The sequence below is a fragment of the Eleftheria terrae genome, from assembly GCF_030419005.1.
Classification (GTDB): domain Bacteria; phylum Pseudomonadota; class Gammaproteobacteria; order Burkholderiales; family Burkholderiaceae_C; genus Caldimonas; species Caldimonas terrae.
Genome location: NZ_CP106951.1, coordinates 4,985,338 through 5,002,163 on the forward strand (window position 1 = coordinate 4,985,338; position 16,826 = coordinate 5,002,163).

At 68.7% G+C, this 16,826-nt stretch carries 19 protein-coding genes; 7 read left to right on the plus strand and 12 right to left on the minus strand.

Annotation, left to right across the window (positions count from 1 at the left end; all coding sequences use genetic code 11):
* Window positions 1-28 precede the first annotated feature (28 nt).
* The 6 genes from N7L95_RS22350 to N7L95_RS22375 all read right to left on the minus strand — a co-directional run bounded on the left by N7L95_RS22350 (window position 29) and on the right by N7L95_RS22375 (window position 4,487).
* A complete protein-coding gene (locus N7L95_RS22350; RefSeq protein WP_301257455.1) occupies window positions 29-265 on the minus strand; it encodes a hypothetical protein in 237 nt (78 codons plus the stop codon).
* A gap of 129 nt (window positions 266-394) precedes the next feature.
* Entirely contained in the window at window positions 395-607 is a 213-nt protein-coding gene (locus N7L95_RS22355; RefSeq protein ID WP_301257456.1) for a hypothetical protein, read from the minus strand.
* The gene (locus tag N7L95_RS22360; RefSeq protein ID WP_301257457.1) at window positions 604-906 is read right to left on the minus strand and encodes a DUF4177 domain-containing protein; all 303 of its coding nucleotides are present in this window, start codon (window positions 904-906) and stop codon (window positions 604-606) included. Before N7L95_RS22360 ends, N7L95_RS22355 begins: the two co-directional genes overlap by 4 nt.
* 135 nt (window positions 907-1,041) lie before the next feature.
* A complete protein-coding gene (locus tag N7L95_RS22365; RefSeq protein ID WP_301257458.1) occupies window positions 1,042-1,686 on the minus strand; it encodes a LysE family translocator in 645 nt (214 codons plus the stop codon).
* A 67-nt stretch (window positions 1,687-1,753) separates the two neighbouring features.
* Window positions 1,754-2,188 (minus strand): hypothetical protein, encoded by a 435-nt coding sequence (locus N7L95_RS22370; protein WP_301257459.1) that lies wholly within the window; start codon window positions 2,186-2,188, stop codon window positions 1,754-1,756.
* A 247-nt stretch (window positions 2,189-2,435) separates the two neighbouring features.
* Complete coding sequence (locus tag N7L95_RS22375) at window positions 2,436-4,487, minus strand: glutamine--tRNA ligase (protein WP_301257460.1); 2,052 nt, start codon at window positions 4,485-4,487, stop codon at window positions 2,436-2,438.
* Between the two features lie 252 nt (window positions 4,488-4,739).
* On the opposite strand from N7L95_RS22375, the gene N7L95_RS22380 reads away from it, so the two are divergent.
* Window positions 4,740-5,123 (plus strand): hypothetical protein, encoded by a 384-nt coding sequence (locus N7L95_RS22380; protein ID WP_301257461.1) that lies wholly within the window; start codon window positions 4,740-4,742, stop codon window positions 5,121-5,123.
* 87 nt (window positions 5,124-5,210) lie between these two features.
* Here N7L95_RS22380 and N7L95_RS22385 read toward each other — a convergent pair whose 3' ends face one another.
* The 6 genes from N7L95_RS22385 to N7L95_RS22410 form a co-directional block, all read right to left on the minus strand.
* Window positions 5,211-6,179, minus strand: a complete 969-nt coding sequence (locus N7L95_RS22385; RefSeq protein ID WP_301257462.1) for an MBL fold metallo-hydrolase — start codon at window positions 6,177-6,179, stop codon at window positions 5,211-5,213.
* Window positions 6,180-6,493: 314 nt separating this feature from the next.
* A complete protein-coding gene (locus N7L95_RS22390; RefSeq protein WP_301257463.1) occupies window positions 6,494-7,627 on the minus strand; it encodes a branched-chain amino acid ABC transporter substrate-binding protein in 1,134 nt (377 codons plus the stop codon).
* A 167-nt stretch (window positions 7,628-7,794) separates the two neighbouring features.
* On the minus strand, window positions 7,795-8,589 hold the full coding sequence (locus N7L95_RS22395) for a LytR/AlgR family response regulator transcription factor (RefSeq protein WP_301257464.1): 795 nt from the start codon (window positions 8,587-8,589) through the stop codon (window positions 7,795-7,797).
* On the minus strand, window positions 8,564-9,721 hold the full coding sequence (locus N7L95_RS22400; RefSeq protein ID WP_301257465.1) for a sensor histidine kinase: 1,158 nt from the start codon (window positions 9,719-9,721) through the stop codon (window positions 8,564-8,566). Before N7L95_RS22400 ends, N7L95_RS22395 begins: the two co-directional genes overlap by 26 nt.
* A 25-nt stretch (window positions 9,722-9,746) precedes the next feature.
* On the minus strand, window positions 9,747-10,151 hold the full coding sequence (locus N7L95_RS22405) for a DUF2306 domain-containing protein (RefSeq protein ID WP_301257466.1): 405 nt from the start codon (window positions 10,149-10,151) through the stop codon (window positions 9,747-9,749).
* 121 nt (window positions 10,152-10,272) lie between these two features.
* Entirely contained in the window at window positions 10,273-11,793 is a 1,521-nt protein-coding gene (locus tag N7L95_RS22410; protein WP_301257467.1) for a helicase HerA-like domain-containing protein, read from the minus strand.
* Between the two features lie 131 nt (window positions 11,794-11,924).
* Between N7L95_RS22410 and N7L95_RS22415 the strand changes: the two genes are divergently transcribed.
* From N7L95_RS22415 to rlmH, 6 genes are read left to right on the plus strand one after another with little or no spacing between them, the layout of a single operon-like run.
* Window positions 11,925-12,650, plus strand: coding sequence for a YebC/PmpR family DNA-binding transcriptional regulator (locus N7L95_RS22415; protein ID WP_301257468.1), 726 nt, complete (start codon window positions 11,925-11,927; stop codon window positions 12,648-12,650).
* Between the two features lie 48 nt (window positions 12,651-12,698).
* Window positions 12,699-13,979 (plus strand): phosphoribosylamine--glycine ligase, encoded by a 1,281-nt coding sequence (gene purD / locus N7L95_RS22420; protein WP_301257469.1) that lies wholly within the window; start codon window positions 12,699-12,701, stop codon window positions 13,977-13,979.
* A gap of 20 nt (window positions 13,980-13,999) precedes the next feature.
* Complete coding sequence (hemF, locus tag N7L95_RS22425) at window positions 14,000-14,908, plus strand: oxygen-dependent coproporphyrinogen oxidase (protein ID WP_301260211.1); 909 nt, start codon at window positions 14,000-14,002, stop codon at window positions 14,906-14,908.
* Window positions 14,899-15,513, plus strand: coding sequence for a nicotinate-nucleotide adenylyltransferase (gene nadD, locus N7L95_RS22430; protein ID WP_301257470.1), 615 nt, complete (start codon window positions 14,899-14,901; stop codon window positions 15,511-15,513). The genes hemF and nadD overlap by 10 nt, the downstream gene beginning before the upstream one ends.
* 31 nt (window positions 15,514-15,544) lie before the next feature.
* Complete coding sequence (rsfS, locus tag N7L95_RS22435; protein WP_301257471.1) at window positions 15,545-16,351, plus strand: ribosome silencing factor; 807 nt, start codon at window positions 15,545-15,547, stop codon at window positions 16,349-16,351.
* Window positions 16,348-16,818 carry a 23S rRNA (pseudouridine(1915)-N(3))-methyltransferase RlmH gene (gene rlmH / locus N7L95_RS22440; protein ID WP_301257472.1) on the plus strand — a complete coding sequence of 157 codons (471 nt, stop codon included), beginning with the start codon at window positions 16,348-16,350 and terminating at the stop codon, window positions 16,816-16,818. Before rsfS ends, rlmH begins: the two co-directional genes overlap by 4 nt.
* Window positions 16,819-16,826 lie beyond the last annotated feature (8 nt).

Consider the following 16,826-nt stretch of genomic DNA (forward strand, 5'->3'; position numbering starts at 1 on the left):
TGCAGTGGCGCGTGGCTGGACGGCAGCTTCAGCGGGAGGAGGTCGGTGGCAGGGCGGCCGGGCTCTGCCAGCGGTAGCGGTCGTAGTCGGTGGCGGCCCGCTCGAGGCAGCGCTGGCGCTCGGCCGAATCAGCCAGCTGCCGGCACTGCTGGCGTTGCCACTCCTGGCCAGCAGCGTAGAGCTGCGGTGAAGAACAGCCGGCCAGCAGGCCCAGGGCGGTCGTCAGCAGGCCGAGGTGGAGGTTCAGGGGGCGAGGCATGCGCATGCGCGCATCCTGCTGGGACCGATGCGACGCCGGCGGCGTGGGCGGAGCGGCGACCCATGAGGCCGCGCTCCGCCGAGGACAACCCGGCGGCACCCGGTTCGAGCCGCGCTCTAGAGCGCGTCCGAGGGGTCAGTCGATGAAGCCGTCGCGCTTCATCTGCTGGTCGCTGACGTACTCGCGGCACACCAGCGTGACCGCCAGGCACACCACGAAGAGGCCCGCCAGCGTCACCGAGATCTTCACGAACAGCACCGGTTCCAGCCAGGCCAGCCACAGCTGCCCCAGGGCCAGTGCGATCCACGTGACGAAGATCGCGGTGCAGATCACCGCCCCGGCTTTCACGCCTCGCGCTCCATCACGACCACATAGGCCTCGCGACGCCACAGCAGCAGCATGCGGCGAATGTCCTTCTCCATCGTGACGACACGCCAGCCCTCTTTGGCGTTCTTGTTCAGGAAGGTGGTGAAGCGGACGGGATCGACCTTCGACGCGCCCAGCAGCAAGGACCCCAGCATGCCCTCTTGATAAATGACGACTTTGTATTCTTTCATTGGAATGATCTCGACAGGATGAGCAAGCCGCTGCCCGGCCGACGGCACCGCGCCGCGGGCGGCGGGCCGGAAGCGGCGATCGCGGGCCACCCCCCTCGGGCAGCCGCGCTGCGGGACGATATACCGAAGTCCGACTGCAAAACACCGTGGCAGCGTCGTCCCCCCGAGATGGGGGTGCGCCGCGTGCGTGCGCGCGTGAGAAAAGCCCGGCGGCGGACTGGCTGCTCAGGCGCGGGCCGACAACGCCAGCTTCACGCCCAGCGAGACGAACACCGCGCCCACCAGCCGGTGGATCCAGCGGCGGGCAGCCGCGCTGATGCGGACACGGCGGCTGGCGAAGGCAGTGCCGACGGCCAGCAGGTGGCACCACAGCATGCCGTTCAGGTTGAAGATGCCACCCAGCAGCAAGAAGGCCAGTGGCTTGCTCGGCGCGTCCGGCGCGATGAACTGCGGAACGAAGGCGAGGAAGAACACCGCCATCTTCGGGTTCAGCACATTGGTCAGGAAGCCCTGCAGGAAGATCCGGCGCCAAGGCAGCGGCGGCACCGCCGCCAATGTCGAGGCATCGGCCGCCGGCGCCTGGCCTCGCTGCCGCAGCAGCGTGAGGCCGACGTAAAGCAGGTAGGCCGCGCCGGCGTACTTCACGACGGTGAATGCCGCTGCGGAGGTGGCAAGCACGGCGGACAGCCCGAGCGCCGCGGCCGCCACGTGCACGCAGGTGCCGGCACCGATGCCCAGTGCAGCCGCCGAACCGGCCCGCCAGCCCTGGCTGGCACTGCGGGTGACGACCAGCAGGGAGTCCGGCCCGGGCGCGATGTTGAGCAACAGGCCGGAAACGACAAACAGGAGCAGGTGCTGGGTACCGAGCATGGTCAGGGTTGGCCCGAGGCCGGGGATACGGACATCGCGAACCAGCCCCCGCTTCGGCGCCGCGCAGCTACCAGGCGTCGATGCGTGAGTGCATTTCGTCCGCCTCGCGGCGCAGCTTGCGCCGCCAGAGGAAAAACAGCAGGGCCAGCACGCTCCAGAGCAGGAACTGTACGGCAATTGCGCCGCCGAGGACCGGCAGGAAGGTCGCGCCGTCGCGCAGGTCGGCCGCGCGTGCGAGCAGCACCACCGAAAACACGCCGTAGGCAGTGGCCGGGTAGCCGAGCAGCACGATGATGAACCACTGCGTGTGCGACCGGCTGCCACCCCGCCGCGGAAACGCCAGCGACAACGCCCCCAGATAAAGGCCAAGGTGGACGCAGGCGAATGCCAGCCAGCCGAAGGCGCGGCCGAGCTCCCCTTGGGCATGGGCCGGGGCAGCGGCCAGCAGGGTCAGCGCAGCGGCGGCCGCCTGCGGGCCACGAGGGACGAAAAACGGACGCAAGCCACCTCCAAGCGCGCAGCCGTCAACGACTCACGGATGCGCAAGGCGGAAGTCTTGCAAGTTTTGATGGTGCTGGCCCAGCCGCCGGCTCGCGCGCCGCGGCCCGGCGTGAAAAAGTTCGCGCGAGCTGTTCCCGGCTGCTGCGGGCGCGGCGCCAAAGCAGGGCGCCGCTGTGCGGGCGGAGCCGGTCCGCCGTCTTCGAGCGCCATGCCGGCCGCCCGGCAGGCACCGCGGGCGCCGCCTTGCCTTACTTGCCCCAGCTGTCCTTCAGGCCGGTGATCTTGTTGAAGACCGGATGCGAGGGTTGATGGTCGTGACGGTCGCAGACAAAGTAGCCATGCCGCTCGAACTGGAAGCGCTGGTCACTCGCCGCGCTCGCGAGCGACGGCTCGACATAGGCCTGCACCACCTTCTTGCTGTCCGGATTCAGCGCCTGCTTGAAGTCCTTGCCGCCAGCATCGGGCTGGGCGTCGCTGAAGAGCCGGTCATAGAGGCGCACCTCGGCTGGCACGCCGTCGGCCACGCTCACCCAGGTGATGACACCCTTGACCTTGACGCTGTCCGCGCCCGGTGTGCCGCTCTTGGTGTCGGGCACCACTTCAGCCAGCACGGCGGTGATGCGGCCCGTGTCGTCCTTTTCGCAGCCGGTGCACTTGACGACGTAGCCGTACTTCAGCCGGGCCATGTTGCCAGGGTAGAGGCGGTGGTAGCCCTTGGGCGGCACCTCCATGAAATCCTCACGCTCGATCCAGAGCTCGGGCCCGAGGGAGAAGTGGCGCATCCCCAGCTCCGGCCGGGCCGGATGGGCCGGGGCGGTGCTGTGCTCGCGGTGGGCCTCGTTGCCGAAGACCTCGGTCCAGTTGGTGAGCTTCAGCTTGACCGGGTCGAGCACCGCCATCGCGCGCGGCGCCTTGCCTTCCAGGTCTTCGCGCAGGGCGCCGTCGAGGTTGCTGTAGTCGATCCAGCCCCCGGCCTTGCTGACGCCGCTGCGTTCACAGAACAGGCGGATCGCCTCGGGGGTGTAGCCGCGGCGGCGCAGGCCCACGATGGTCGGCATGCGCGGATCGTCCCAGCCGGCCACGATGCCTTCGTCTACCAGTTGCTTGAGCTTGCGCTTGCTGGTGATCACGTAGCTCAGGTTGAGGCGGGCGAATTCGTACTGGTGCGGCAGCTTGAAGGGCTCGATGCGCTGCGACTGCAGCGCATGCGCCAGCAGCGGCGTGAACTGGTGCGCCTCGGCCTTCAGCAGGCGGAAGAAGCCGTCCAGGCCCGCCGGGACGGTGGCCGGGTCTTGCTGCCAGCCCGCGAAGATCGCGCGCATCTGCTGCTCGGCCGGGCTGCCGTAAAGCTTGTGGGCGTGCTGCATGCACTGCATCGCGAACTCCCGCGCCGCGTCGCCACCCTGGCGTTCGATCGCTTCCACCAGCTGCAGCGCCTGCGTGAACTCGGGGCTCCGCAGGATGGGCACGAGGCGCTCCAGCAGCCAGTCGTAGAAGGGCCGCTGGTCTTCGAACTCCAGCGTGCAGACTGAATGCGTGATGTTCTCCAGCGCATCCTCGATCGGGTGGGCAAAGGTGTACATCGGGTAGATGCACCAGCGGTCCCCGGTGTTGTGGTGGCTTGCGTGCTTGATGCGGTAGATGGCTGGGTCGCGCATGTTGATGTTGGGCGAGGCCATGTCGATCTTCGCGCGCAGCACCATCGCGCCGTCGGCATGCCGGCCGTCTCGCATCTCGCGGAAGCGCGCCAGGCTGTCCTCGGGCGAGCGGTTGCGGAAGGGACTGTCGGTGCCGGGGGTGCCGAAATCGCCCCGGTTGGCCCGCATCTCCTCCGGCGACTGCTCGTCCACGTAGGCATGACCGTTCTCGATCAGGTACTCGGCAGCCCGGTACATGAAGTCGAAATAGTCGCTTGCGTAGTAGAGGTGGGAGCGGCCATGGGCATCCCAGCTGTAGCCCAGCCACTGGACGGCGTCGAGGATGGAGTCGACGTATTCCTGCTCTTCCTTCTCCGGGTTGGTGTCGTCGAAGCGCATGTGGCAGACGCCGCCGTAGTCCTGCGCCAGGCCGAAGTTGACCCAGATGCTTTTGGCATGGCCCACGTGCAGGTAGCCGTTGGGCTCGGGCGGGAAGCGCAGGCGCACACGGGCCTGGTCCGGCTCGCCGGCGGCGTGGTGGCTGCCATCGCCGGGTGTGCCGCCGAAGTGGCGGCCGGCGTAGCGGCCTTCTGCCAGGTCGCGCTCGATGATGCCGCGCAGGAAGTTGCTCGGCTTGTGCTCTTCTTTCGTTGGGGCCGTCATGTGCAGGAAAGGGGGGGAAAAGGTGATACAGGTTGCAGGCATTCTACGAGCCGGGTGCCGGCTGCATGCCGCTGCGCGTCTTCTTCGCGGCGCGCGCAGGTTTGCGCAGGGACGTGCGCGGCCGATTCGTTCAGTCACGCTGCGTTACACCTCGACGCGAAGGTAAAGCCTGGGTAAAGCGGACCACCAATTCGGCACATGGCGCGTTAAGTCAGCAAGGCCCGCCAAGTTGGGCCTCCAAGGAGAACTGTGATGATTCGACGTGCCCTCTTCGCAAGTGCCGCCTTCGCGCTGGCCGGACTGGCCGCTGCGCCCGCATCTGCCAAGGACGTCTATTGGTCGGTCGGTGTGCACGGGCCGGGCGTCAGCACCCATGTGTCGAATGCTCGTCCCGTGATCGTGCACCAGCCGCCGGCAGTGGTTTACCCGGCGCCGCCCGTCGTCTACGCGCCGCCGGTGGTCTATCAGCAGCCGCCGACGGTGGTCTACGGGCAGCCGGTCTATGCCCAGCCCTATCCCTACTACCACCAACGCCGCCACGGTGGCCACTGGCGGCACCATCACCACCACCACGGCCATCGCGGCTGGGACCGCGACGACCGTCGCGGTGGCCGCCACGGTGACTGGGACGACTGAGCGCCGGCCGCCTCGGGCGCAGCGCCATGAAAAAACCGCCGTCTCCGGCGGTTTGCGTCATCGGTACAGCCGCGGCGGATGCCGCGGTCAACGGACGGGGCCGTAGTCGATGGGCACCCAGCGGTAGCTGCCCTTGCCCTCGGCGCGCACATTGCCGATGCCAGGGAAGGGCAGGTGCATGCCGGTCACCAGCAGCCGGCCGCGTGCCGCTTCCTCGAACAGGCGCTTGCGGGTGGCGCTGGCCGCTTTCTGGTCGATGTCGAACTCGATCGTCGTTTCCGGCCGCGGGAACTGCACGAAGGCGTTGTGCACGATGTCGCCCCACACCAGCAGTTGCTGACCGCCCGACTCGAATCGGTAGCTGGTGTGCCCCGGCGTGTGGCCGTGGGTCGCCTGCGGGCGCACCCCGGGCATCAGTTCCTGCTCACCCTCGAAGGTCTTGAACCGCCCTGCCGCAACATAGGGGGCCACCGCGCTCTGGGCCATCTTGAAGAAGCCCTGCACTTCCTTCGGCGCCTTGGCAGCGGTCTCGGGGTTGAGCCAGTAGTCGGCCTCCTTCTTCGCCACGAAGAGGTCGGCGTTTGCAAACACCGCCTTGCCCTCGGCGTCGATGACGCCGCCGACATGGTCGCCGTGCAGGTGGGTGAGCAGCACGGCGTCTACCTGCTCGGGGGCGTAGCCGGCCGCCCGCAAGCTGCTGACGACATTGCCCAGCGTGTTGCCAAACATCCGGCCGGCGCCGCTGTCCACCAGCACGAGCCGGCTTCCGGTGTTGACCAGGTAGGTATTGACGGCGGTGGGCGTCGGGTTGTTGCGGAACATCTGCGCCAGCAGGCGTTGGATCTGCTCCGGCGGCGTGTTCTTGAGGATCTTGGTGTCGAGTTCGATCTGCCCGTCATACAGCGCGGTCACTTCGAAACTGCCCACCATGTGCCGGTAGTAGCCGGGCACCTGGGTCTTCTGCTGCGGCGCCTCGGCGTGGGCAGCAGGCAGGAAGGTCAGCGCACAGGCCAGGCCCAGTGCGCCACGACGCAGCCAGCGGGTGAAAGTCGACATAAACGGAACTCCTTGGCTTGGACTCGGATGAAGAGTGCGCAGTCTATGCAGTTCGCGATTTTTCTGCTGGCGAAGGGCCGCGGTTTTCCGGATGGCGCGGGCGTGGCGGTCAGCACATCTTGCAGGTGGGCCGGTCTGGCCGGTGGCGCAGCGGAGGGTGCAGCCGCCAGGCGTCCGGCGCCGGTGGCTGCCCGTGTGCGCGGCAGCCACCGGCCCGGCCGGGCGGCGCTTCGTATGGTCGACAAACAAAAAGGGCGCCGACAATGCGGCGCCCTCGAGCAGGGTGTGGCAGCCCGCCTGTGCGGCGGCTGCGCTTACCAGTTGTCCGAGCGCGTCACTGCGTCCCACACACCCTGGCGTGCGGTGTAGACGCTGATGACCCCGTAGAACTGCTCGCCTTTTTCATTGAAGCGCACCGCGTTGGTGATGGGCGCCAGCGCGTCGATGCTCTTCAGCTCGGCCACCAGCTTCTTGCCGTCCACCGTGCGGCCGCGCTGCATGGCGGCCGACAGGACCCACACCGCGTCATAGGCGTAGTGGGCGCCGTAGATCGGCTCGCCACCGAAAGCCTTGCGGTACTTTTCGAGGAAGGCCTTGCCCTGCAGGAATTCGCGCGGCTCGATGATCGGCGAGGTGGCATAGACGCGCAGCGGCAATGCGGTCTTGATCAGCTTGTCGGTCTTGATGGTGTCGCCGCCCAGGATCTGCACCTTGGTGAGGCCCGCCTGCGCCAGCTGCTCCACCATCGCCAGCACCTGGTAGTCGGCCAGCGTGGTCACGATGACGTCGACGCTGCCACTCTTCAGCTCGGGGATCAGGGCGGAGAAATCGGTGGTCTTGTCGTCCAGCGACTTGCGCAGCGAGACGGTCTTCTTCAGCTGCTGCAGCTGGCCGGCGGCGATGTCGCACAGGCCCTTGCCGTAGGGCGTGTTGTCGTCGATCACCGCGAACGACATGCCGTTGATGTTGCGTGCCGCATACGAGCCCATGGCCTTGCCCTGCAGCGCGTCGTTGGCGACCAGCCGCAAGGTGGTCGGCAGGTTCATCTGCGTGTATTCGGGCTTGGTGGAGATGGCCAGCTGCGGGATGTCCTTCTCGGCATAGACCGGCGCTGCCGCCATGCTGACGCCCGAGTTCAGGTGGCCGATCACCGCCACCACACCGGCGTCGGCGAGCTGCTTGGCCACCGTCTTGCCGGTGGCCGCGTCCGCCTTGTCGTCGACCGCGACCACCTCGACCTTGACGGTCTTGCCGTCGATCTTCAGCCCCTGCTTGTTCAGGTCCTCTACCGCCAGCTTCACCCCGTTCAGCATGTCGGTGCCGAGCGCACCGAGCGGGCCGCTGAGCGGCTGGGCAACGCCGATCTTCACCGTGTCAGGGACAGGCGAGCAGGCAGCAAGGACGAGGCTGGTGGCAACGACGCCCAGCACGAACACGCGACGGAACATGGGATCTTCTCCTCAAAACCGGACTGGATGCTACAGGACGTAAACATCTTCGGATCGGCCTGTTGCAGAAATCAGGCCATGCCGCGCCTCCAAACTGCGCAATTCGCCGCATGTCGCCAGGGATTGTGCGGGTAAGTCCTAGGCGGGTCAGCGCAGGACCGCGCCTGTCACATGGATTTGAACCGGGGGGCGTAGAGCCGGCTCACATTTAGCGTGCCTGGATGGCCTCCCCGGAAGGACAGGCGCAGCTTGCCTGCGTCGTCGCGGTGCACGCCGTCGATCGCAGAGGCACGCACCACCGCGCCGCGGTGGACCTGCCAGAACACCTCCGCATCAAGTTGGGGCAGCAGCTCCCGCAGTGCGGTGCGGATGAGGTACTCGCGGTCGGCCGTTACCACCCGCACGTACTTGTCGGCCGCCTCGAAGTACAGCACCTCCTCTACCGGCACGAGGCGCACGCTGTTGCCGACGCTGGCCTGGATGAAACGCAGCGGGGCACGTGACGGCGCCGCAGTGCCGGCCAGCAGGGCGCGCAACTGTTCCAGGGCCTGCTCGGCGACCTGCGGGCGCGCGGTGGCGGCCAGCAGGTGGCGCAGGCGCTCGCAGCAGCGCGCCAGACGCTGCGGCTCGACCGGCTTGAGCAGGTAGTCGGCAGCCGCGGCATCGAAGGCCTGCAAGGCGTATTGGTCATAGGCCGTCACGAACACCAGCAGGGGCAGCGGGCCGGCTTCGTCAGGCCATTCCTCGGCCAGTGCCTGGGCCACCTCCAGGCCGCTCTGTCCGGGCATGCGGATGTCGAGGAAGCACAAGCTCGGCCGCAGCGCGAGTGCCTGGGCCAGTGCCGCTGGCCCGTTGGCCGCCACGGCGGCCACCTCCAGCTGCGGCCACTGCCGGGCGAGCTCGGCTTGCAGGGCCTGGGCGAGGAGGGGTTCGTCTTCAGCAATCAGCGCGGTCGGATTCATGCGGGTGCGGGTTGTCATGCAAGGGCAGGGGCAGGCCGATGCGGGCAAGGGTGCCGCCGCCGGCAGCGTCGACCGGCGACAGCTCGAGGCTGGCGGTGTCCCCATAGAGCGCCTGCAGTCGCTGGCGCACCAGGTCGAGGCCGAAACCGCCGCCGTCCCGGGCGGCGCCGGACGGCTGCAGCCCGACGCCGGTGTCGCGCACGCTGAGCCACAGGCGCTGGCCCTCGCAGTGGGCAGAGACCAGCAGCTGGCCGCCGGCCAGGGCCGGCTCGAGGCCGTGCTTGATCGCGTTCTCCACCAGCGGCTGCAGCAGCAGCGGCGGCACCGGCAGGCGTGCCAGGGTGGCCGGGAGCTCGAAGCGCGGCTGCAGGCGCTCGCCCATGCGCACCTGCATCAGGGCCAGGTAGTCGGCCAGCCGCTCGAACTCGGCCGCCAGGGGGTGGCGTTCCACCCGCGAGGCCGACAGGGTGGCGCGCAGGAAGGCGTTCAGCCGGTCCAGCATCAGCTGCGCGCGCGTCGCGTCCAGGCCGATCAGGGCACGCAGGTTGGCCAGGGTGTTGAAAAGCATGTGGGGTTCCAGCTGCGACTCCAGCAGCCGCAGCTGGTGCTCGGTCGCCAGGCGCCGTGCCGACTCGGCCGCCGCCTCGGCGCTGGCCAGGCGACCACGCGAATAGAAGAACCAGGTGGCCACCAGGGCTGCGACCAGCGAGATGAGCAGCGCGGGTGCAACGCCGCGCAACTCGGCGCCGGGATGCAGTGAGCGGCTGCCGGTCAGCCAGTCGCCCAGCCGGTGCCCGAGCGGAAAGGCCACCGCCACGCCGACCAGAATGCAGCCGGCCATGCGCCCCCAGCCCGGCCATTCCGGATGGAGCATGCGGTGCGGATTCCGCCGGTGGAGCTGCCGTGCGAGCAGCAGCCGGGCCAGGTCGATGATCAGCCAGCATGGCAGGCCGACGCACAGCGAATAGACCACGCTGCGGCCGAGCGGCTGGCGCTCGATGGCGTAGAGGACCGCCGCGACCACCACGCACAGCACCGCCACGATGGCGCCGCGTTGCAGCAGGGATGCCAGCCGCGGGGCAGCGGGCGGCCCGGCGGGAGTCGGTCGGTACGGCGGTGGAGGGCGGTTCATGGGCGCATTCTCAGGGCAGCGGTGCTCAGCTCAGCCCCAGCGCGTGGTGCCACAGCAGCTGCCCCAGGTAGCGGTGGGGCAGCAAGGTCAGGCTGCCGGCGACCAGGCAGCCGGACACGTAGGTGGCCAGCATCAGGCGCCGGTGCCGGCGCACCTGCCCACGCACGATGGCGCGCACCGCGAAGGCGATGCTGAGCAGGGTGGCGGGCACCAGCAGGTGCACCGCGGTGTAGCCGCCCAGGTTCGGTCGCAGGTGGTTATGGATGAACAGGCTCGACAAGGCCGCCCCCAGCATCAGCGTGACCCAGGCATAGCCGGCGGCACGGTGGCCCGGGCGGCCCTTGGGTGCGAGCAGGGCCAGGGGGCCGAGCAGCAGGGCGCCCAGGGCGAAACACAAATGGACGAGGACGACGGGTGAAGGCAGTGGCATGGCGGCTCCTGGGGGTGTGGCCGCCACTGTCTCGCCGGCCGGCGCCGGCTGCCACACCCTTGCGACGAAACGCCGCAAAGCGGGTGCAGGCTGTCGCCTGAGGGCGCGAGCGGTGCCCGCTTCAGCGCCGGCGGGAGCCGCCGAACAGGCTGCCCAGCACGCCACGGATCAGCTCGCGGCCGACGCTGCTGCCGATGGTGCGCGCCGCCGAGCGGGCCAGTGCGTCCACCACCCCGTCGCGGCGGCCACCGCGCGGGCCGGTCGAGCCGAACAGGACGTCGCTCAGGCCGTCCAGCATCCCGCCGGCCGCAGGCGCCTGTTGCCGCCCGGACGGGGCCTGGCCTGGTGCCTGCCCGGCCGCCACACCGGCGGCCCGGCCCTTGAGGCGCTCATAGGCCGACTCGCGGTCAATGGCTTGCTCATAGACGCCCGCCACCAGCGAGCCCTGCAGCAGGGCCTGCCGCTGCGCCAGCGTGATGGGGCCGATCTGGCTGCCGGGGGGCAGCACGAACACCCGCTGCGTGATGCCGGGGCGGCCCATCTCGTCCAGCAGGCTGACCAGCGCCTCGCCGACCGCCAGCTCGGTAATGGCGGTGGCGATGTCGATGGCCGGGTTGGCGCGCATGGTGTCGGCGGCGGCCTTGACCGCCTTCTGGTCGCGCGGCGTGAAGGCACGCAGCGCATGCTGCACCCGGTTGCCCAACTGGCCCAGCACGGAGTCGGGCACGTCCAGCGGGTTCTGGGTGACGAAGTAAACGCCCACCCCTTTCGAGCGCACCAGCCGCACCACCAGCTCGATGCGGTCGACCAGGGCCTTGGGCGCGTCGTCGAACAGCAGGTGGGCCTCGTCGAAGAAGAACACCAGCTTCGGCTGCTCGAGGTCGCCCACCTCGGGCAGCGACTCGAACAGCTCTGACAACATCCATAGCAGGAAGGTGGCGTACAGCCGCGGCGAATGCATCAGCTTGTCGGCCGCCAGCACGTTGACGACACCGTGGCCGCGCTCGGTCTGCATGAAGTCGGCGATGTTGAGCATCGGCTCGCCGAAGAACTTGTCGCCGCCTTGCTCGCCGATCTGCAGCAGGCCGCGCTGGATGGCGCCGATGCTCGCGGCGCTGATGTTGCCGTATTCGGTGGTGAAGCTGCTGGCGTTGTCGCCGACGTGCTGCAGCATTGCCCGCAGGTCCTTCAGGTCGAGCAGCAGCAGGCCGTTGTCGTCCGCGATCTTGAAGACCAGCGACAGCACCCCTTGCTGCGTCTCGTTCAGGTCGAGCATGCGGCCGAGCAGCAGGGGCCCCATGTCCGAGACGGTGGCGCGCACCGGGTGGCCCTGCTCGCCGAACACGTCCCACAGGGTGGTGGGGCAGGCGTGCGGCGCGGGCGCCGGCAGGCCGCGCTCCTGCAGGATCTTCGCCAGCTTGGGCGACAGCGCGCCCGGCTGGGAGATGCCGGTGAGGTCGCCCTTCACATCGGCCATGAACACCGGCACGCCGATGCGCGAGAAGCCCTCGGCCAGCGCCTGCAGCGTGATCGTCTTGCCGGTGCCGGTGGCGCCGGTGACCAGGCCGTGGCGGTTCGCCAGGGCCGGCAACAGGAAGGTTTCGATCTCGTGGTGCTTGGCAAGCAGGAGGGGGTCGGCCATGGCGGGTTCCGTCAAAAAGGCAGGCCGTCGGGGGCCCGGATAAAATCGCAGTCTATCCAAGAGACACACCCGCCAACCCGCGCACCGCACAACAACAAGCTGGGCGCCCTTCAGGATTCAGGAGCTTCGCTATGGCCGGTCATTCCAAATGGGCCAACATCCAACATCGCAAAGGTCGCCAGGACGAGAAGCGCGGCAAGATCTGGACGCGGGTCATCCGCGAAATCATCGTCGCCGCCCGCCAGGGCGGCGGTGACATCGCCACCAACCCGCGACTGCGCCTGGCCATCGAGAAGGCCAAGGCGGCCAACATGCCGGCCGACACCATCAAGCGCAACGTCGACAAGGCCACCGGCAACCTCGAGGGCGTGAGCTACGAGGAAATCCGCTACGAAGGCTATGGCATTGGCGGCGCGGCCGTGATCGTCGACTGCATGACGGACAACCGCGTGCGCACCGTCGCCGAAGTCCGGCATGCCTTCAGCAAGTACGGTGGCAACCTGGGCACCGAAGGCTCGGTGGCCTTCCAGTTCAAGCACTGCGGACAGTTCGTGTTCGCGCCTGGCAGCGCCGAGGACAAGATCATGGAAGTGGCGCTGGAAGCCGGCGCCGAGGACGTGGTCACCGACGACGACGGCGCCATCGAGGTGCTCTGCGCCCCGGGCGACTTCGAGGCGGTACAGGCGGCGCTCGACGGCGCCGGCCTGAAACCCGAGGTGGCAGAAGTGACCATGCGCGCGGAGAACACCATCGAGTTGTCCGGCGAGGACGCGCAGCGGATGCAGAAGCTGCTGGACGTGCTCGAGGACCTCGACGACGCGCAAGAGGTCTACCACAACGCGATCATCAACGAATGAGGCAGCAGGCAGTACGCGCTGGTCGCGGAGCCGGGTGAAAGATCACACATGAAAGTTCTCGTCATCGGCTCGGGCGGCCGCGAACACGCCCTGGCATGGAAACTCGCGCAGTCGCCCAAGGTGCACCGCGTCTATGTGGCGCCGGGCAACGGCGGCACCTTGCTCGACCCGCGCCTGCACAACGTCGCCATCGGCGACCCGCAGGCGCTGGCCGACTTCGCGGAAGCCGAGAAGATCGGCATCACGGTGGTCGGCCCGGAAGCCCCGCTGGCGGCCGGCGTGGTGGACGTGTTCCGCGCCCGCGGGCTGCGCATCTTCGGCCCCACCCGGGCGGCGGCCCAGCTCGAGAGCTCCAAGGCCTTCGCCAAGGACTTCATGCGGCGCCACAAGATTCCGACCGCGGCCTATGAGACCTTCAGCGATGCGCAGGCCGCGCACGCCTATGTCGACCGCATGGGCGCGCCCATCGTCATCAAGGCCGACGGCCTGGCCGCCGGCAAGGGCGTGGTGGTCGCCATGACCCTTCAGGAGGCGCACGAGGCCATCGACTGGATGCTGCTCGACAACAAGCTGGGTGTCGTGCACAACGACGGCGGCGCGCGCGTGGTGGTGGAAGAGTTCCTGCAGGGCGAGGAAGCCAGCTTCATCGTGCTGTGCGACGGGAAGAACGTGCTGGCCCTGGCCACCAGCCAGGACCACAAGCGCCTGAACGACGGTGACCAGGGGCCCAACACCGGCGGCATGGGCGCCTACTCGCCCGCCCCGGTGGTGACGCCCAACGTGCATGGCCGCACGATGCAGGACATCATCCTGCCCACCATCGCCGGCATGGCGCGCGACGGCATTCCGTACACCGGCTTCCTCTATGCCGGACTGATGATCGACGCCCAGGGCCAGCCCAAGGCGCTGGAGTTCAACTGCCGCATGGGTGACCCCGAGACCCAGCCGATCATGATGCGTCTCAAGACCGATCTGCTGGACGTGATGCTGGCCTCCACCGACGGTTCGCTCGACAAGGTGGAGCTGCAGTGGGACCGCCGTGTCGCGCTCGGCGTGGTGCTGGCCGCGCATGGCTACCCGCTGAACCCGCGCAAGGGTGACCTCATCACCGGGCTGCCGGCCGAGCAGCCCGATGCGATGGTCTTCCATGCCGGCACCGTGGGCGATGCTGGCCAGACCCGCACCTCCGGTGGCCGTGTGCTGTGCGTGACGGCGCTGGGCGATTCGGTGAAGACCGCGCAGCAGCGCGCCTACCAGGTGCTGCACGGCATCCACTTCGACGGCATGCAGTTCCGCGGCGACATCGGCTACCGCGCGGTGAAGCGGTGAGCGAAGCCCAACGCCGTGGCATGAAGACCGAGGACGTCCGCACCTACCTGCTGGGCCTGCAGGACCGCATCATCGACACGATGCAGGCAGAGGACGGCACGCCTTTCGTCCGGGATGCCTGGACCCGCCCACCCGGCGGGCGCCTGCAGGGCGATGGGGTGTCGCGGCTGGTCGAGGACGGGCCGCTGCTGGAGCGCGGCGGCTGCAACTTCTCGCATGTGCGGGGGCCGCAGCTGCCGCCTTCGGCCACCCAGCACCGGCCTGAGCTGGCTGGCGCGCCTTTCGAGGCGCTGGGCGTGTCGCTGGTCTTCCATCCGCGCAACCCGTATGTGCCCACCGTGCACATGAACGTGCGCATGATCGCCGCGCATCCGGCGGGCCGCGAGACGGTCAGCTGGTTCGGCGGCGGCATGGACCTGACGCCCTATTACGGCTTTGAAGAGGACGCCCGCCATTTCCACGCCACCTGCCAGCAAGCCCTGGCACCCTTTGGCGAGGACAAGTACCCGCGCTTCAAGCAGTGGTGCGACGAGTACTTCTTCCTGAAGCACCGCAACGAGGCGCGTGGCATCGGCGGCATCTTCTATGACGACTACACCGAAGGCGGCTTCGACGGCGGCTTCGCGATGATGCGCTCGGTGGGCGATGCCTTCCTGCACGCCTACCTGCCCATCTTGCAACGCCGCCGCGTGCTGACCTACGGCGAGCGCGAGCGCGACTTCCAGGCCTACCGGCGCGGACGCTATGTCGAGTTCAACCTGGTCTGGGATCGCGGCACCCTGTTCGGCCTGCAGTCGGGCGGGCGCACCGAGTCCATCCTGATGTCGATGCCGCCGCTGGCCAAGTGGCGCTACGACTGGCATCCCGAGGAAGGCAGCGCCGAGCAGCGGCTGTACACCGATTTCCTGGTGCCGCGCGCATGGCTCTGAGCGGTGCAGCGCCCCGGCGTATCGGCATCTTCGGCGGCAGCTTCGACCCGGTCCACCATGCCCACCTGGCACTGGCGCGGGTGGCCCGCGACCACCTCGGCCTCGACCGGCTGCTGTGGGTGCCGGTCGGCATGGCGTGGCACAAGGCACGCGTGCTGGCGCCGGCCGAGCATCGGGTGGCGATGGCCAAGCTGGCGGTCGAGGGGGAGCGCGGCTTCGAGGTGTCGACCTGCGAGGTCGAGCGCAGCGGACCGAGCTACACCATCGAAACGGTGCGCGAGCTGCAAGCGCGCGAACCGGGCCCCGCACAGTGGCTCTTGGTCATCGGCCAGGACCAGTACGCCGGCTTCGACCGCTGGCATGGCTGGACCGAGTTGCTGCAGCGCGTGACGCTTGCGGTGGCCGGCCGAGCCGGTGTCGAGCCAGCCCCCGGAGCAGTGCTGGCCGGGCATCCGCATGCGATCGAACAGCTGCCGTTGCCGGCCATGTCGATCTCGTCCACCGAGGTGCGCAGCCGCGTTGCGCGGGGCGAGCCGGTGGATGCGCTGGTTCCTGGGTCGGTGGCGCGCTATATTGCGCAGCATCGCCTTTATTCAAATCTTTGATTTTTCTCATACAACGGAGACGCCCGACTCAATGGACATCCGCAAACTGCAGCGAGCCATCGTCGATGGCCTGGAAGACGTCAAGGCCCAAGACATCGCAGTGTTCAACACTGAACACCTGTCGCCCCTGTTCGAGCGGGTCATCATCGCTTCCGGCACCTCGAACCGCCAGACCAAGGCACTGGCCGCCAGCGTCCGCGACAGCGTCCGGGAGCAGGGCTTCCAGGTGATGCGCACCGAAGGCGAAGCCAATGGCGAATGGATCATCGTGGACTGCGGCGCCGCCGTGGCCCACATCATGCAACCCGCTTTCCGCCAGTACTACCACCTGGAGGAGATCTGGGGCGAGAAGCCGGTCAAGCTGAAAGCCGCCGAGACCAAGCGCCTGCCCAAGGCCGAAGGGGCCGAGGACGAAGACGAAGCTGTCGAGGCACCGGCCGCCAGGAAGGCCCCGGCCAAGAAGACAGCCGCCAAGAAGGCGGCTGCCGACAAGGCGCCGGCGAAGAAGGTGGCCGCGAAGAAGGTGGCAGCCAAGAAGGTCGCCGCCAGGAAGGCGGCCGCGCCGAAGCCGGCCGCAGGCCGCGACACCCCGGCGCGCAAGGCCGCCCTGACTGGTCCGGCCGGCAAGACCGCCGCGGCCAAGAAGGCGCCTGCTGCCAAGAAGGTGGCGGCGAAGAAGGTCGCGGCCAAGAAGGCGCCGGCCGTCAGCCGCACCGTGACCGTCACCACCGGCACGGTGCGCGCGGCCGCCAAGAAGGTGGCAGCCAAGAAGGCGCCGGCGAAGAAGGTGGCAGCCAAGAAGGCCGTGGCCAAGAAGGCGCCTGCGCGCAAGGCATGAAGCTGCTGGTCGTCGCGGTCGGTCAGCGCATGCCGGCCTGGGCCGAGACGGCCTATGACGACTATGCCAAGCGCTTCCCGCCCGAGCTGCGGCTGGAGCTCAAGGCCGTCAAGACCGAGCCGCGCGGCAACAACAAGTCGACCGACTCGCTGATGGCCGCCGAGCGCGGCCGCATCGAGGCGGCCGTGCCCAAGGGTGCCCGCGTGGTGGTGCTCGACGAGCGTGGCGACCGGCTCACGACCGTGCAGCTGGCCGGCCGCCTCAAGGCCTGGATGCATGACGGCCGCGACGTGGCCCTGCTGATCGGCGGGCCGGACGGCCTGGACCCGGCCCTGCGCGCCGCCGCCGAGGAGCGGCTGCGCCTGTCCGACCTGACCCTGCCGCATGCCTTCGTGCGGGTGTTGCTCGCCGAGCAGCTGTACCGCGCCTGGTCGGTCATGGTCGGCCATCCTTACCACCGCGAATGAGACCCTGC

What these genes read in the sequence shown, in the direction of transcription:
- N7L95_RS22350 (WP_301257455.1), bottom strand. Translation starts at nt 265, where the DNA reads ATGCGCATGCCTCGCCCCCTGAACCTCCACCTCGGCCTGCTGACGACC.
- N7L95_RS22365 (WP_301257458.1), bottom strand. Translation starts at nt 1,686, where the DNA reads ATGCTCGGTACCCAGCACCTGCTCCTGTTTGTCGTTTCCGGCCTGTTG.
- N7L95_RS22375 (WP_301257460.1), bottom strand. Translation starts at nt 4,487, where the DNA reads ATGACGGCCCCAACGAAAGAAGAGCACAAGCCGAGCAACTTCCTGCGC.
- N7L95_RS22380 (WP_301257461.1), top strand. Translation starts at nt 4,740, where the DNA reads ATGATTCGACGTGCCCTCTTCGCAAGTGCCGCCTTCGCGCTGGCCGGA.
- N7L95_RS22385 (WP_301257462.1), bottom strand. Translation starts at nt 6,179, where the DNA reads ATGTCGACTTTCACCCGCTGGCTGCGTCGTGGCGCACTGGGCCTGGCC.
- N7L95_RS22390 (WP_301257463.1), bottom strand. Translation starts at nt 7,627, where the DNA reads ATGTTCCGTCGCGTGTTCGTGCTGGGCGTCGTTGCCACCAGCCTCGTC.
- N7L95_RS22395 (WP_301257464.1), bottom strand. Translation starts at nt 8,589, where the DNA reads ATGAATCCGACCGCGCTGATTGCTGAAGACGAACCCCTCCTCGCCCAG.
- N7L95_RS22400 (WP_301257465.1), bottom strand. Translation starts at nt 9,721, where the DNA reads ATGAACCGCCCTCCACCGCCGTACCGACCGACTCCCGCCGGGCCGCCC.
- N7L95_RS22405 (WP_301257466.1), bottom strand. Translation starts at nt 10,151, where the DNA reads ATGCCACTGCCTTCACCCGTCGTCCTCGTCCATTTGTGTTTCGCCCTG.
- N7L95_RS22410 (WP_301257467.1), bottom strand. Translation starts at nt 11,793, where the DNA reads ATGGCCGACCCCCTCCTGCTTGCCAAGCACCACGAGATCGAAACCTTC.
- N7L95_RS22415 (WP_301257468.1), top strand. Translation starts at nt 11,925, where the DNA reads ATGGCCGGTCATTCCAAATGGGCCAACATCCAACATCGCAAAGGTCGC.
- purD (WP_301257469.1), top strand. Translation starts at nt 12,699, where the DNA reads ATGAAAGTTCTCGTCATCGGCTCGGGCGGCCGCGAACACGCCCTGGCA.
- hemF (WP_301260211.1), top strand. Translation starts at nt 14,000, where the DNA reads ATGAAGACCGAGGACGTCCGCACCTACCTGCTGGGCCTGCAGGACCGC.
- nadD (WP_301257470.1), top strand. Translation starts at nt 14,899, where the DNA reads ATGGCTCTGAGCGGTGCAGCGCCCCGGCGTATCGGCATCTTCGGCGGC.
- rsfS (WP_301257471.1), top strand. Translation starts at nt 15,545, where the DNA reads ATGGACATCCGCAAACTGCAGCGAGCCATCGTCGATGGCCTGGAAGAC.
- rlmH (WP_301257472.1), top strand. Translation starts at nt 16,348, where the DNA reads ATGAAGCTGCTGGTCGTCGCGGTCGGTCAGCGCATGCCGGCCTGGGCC.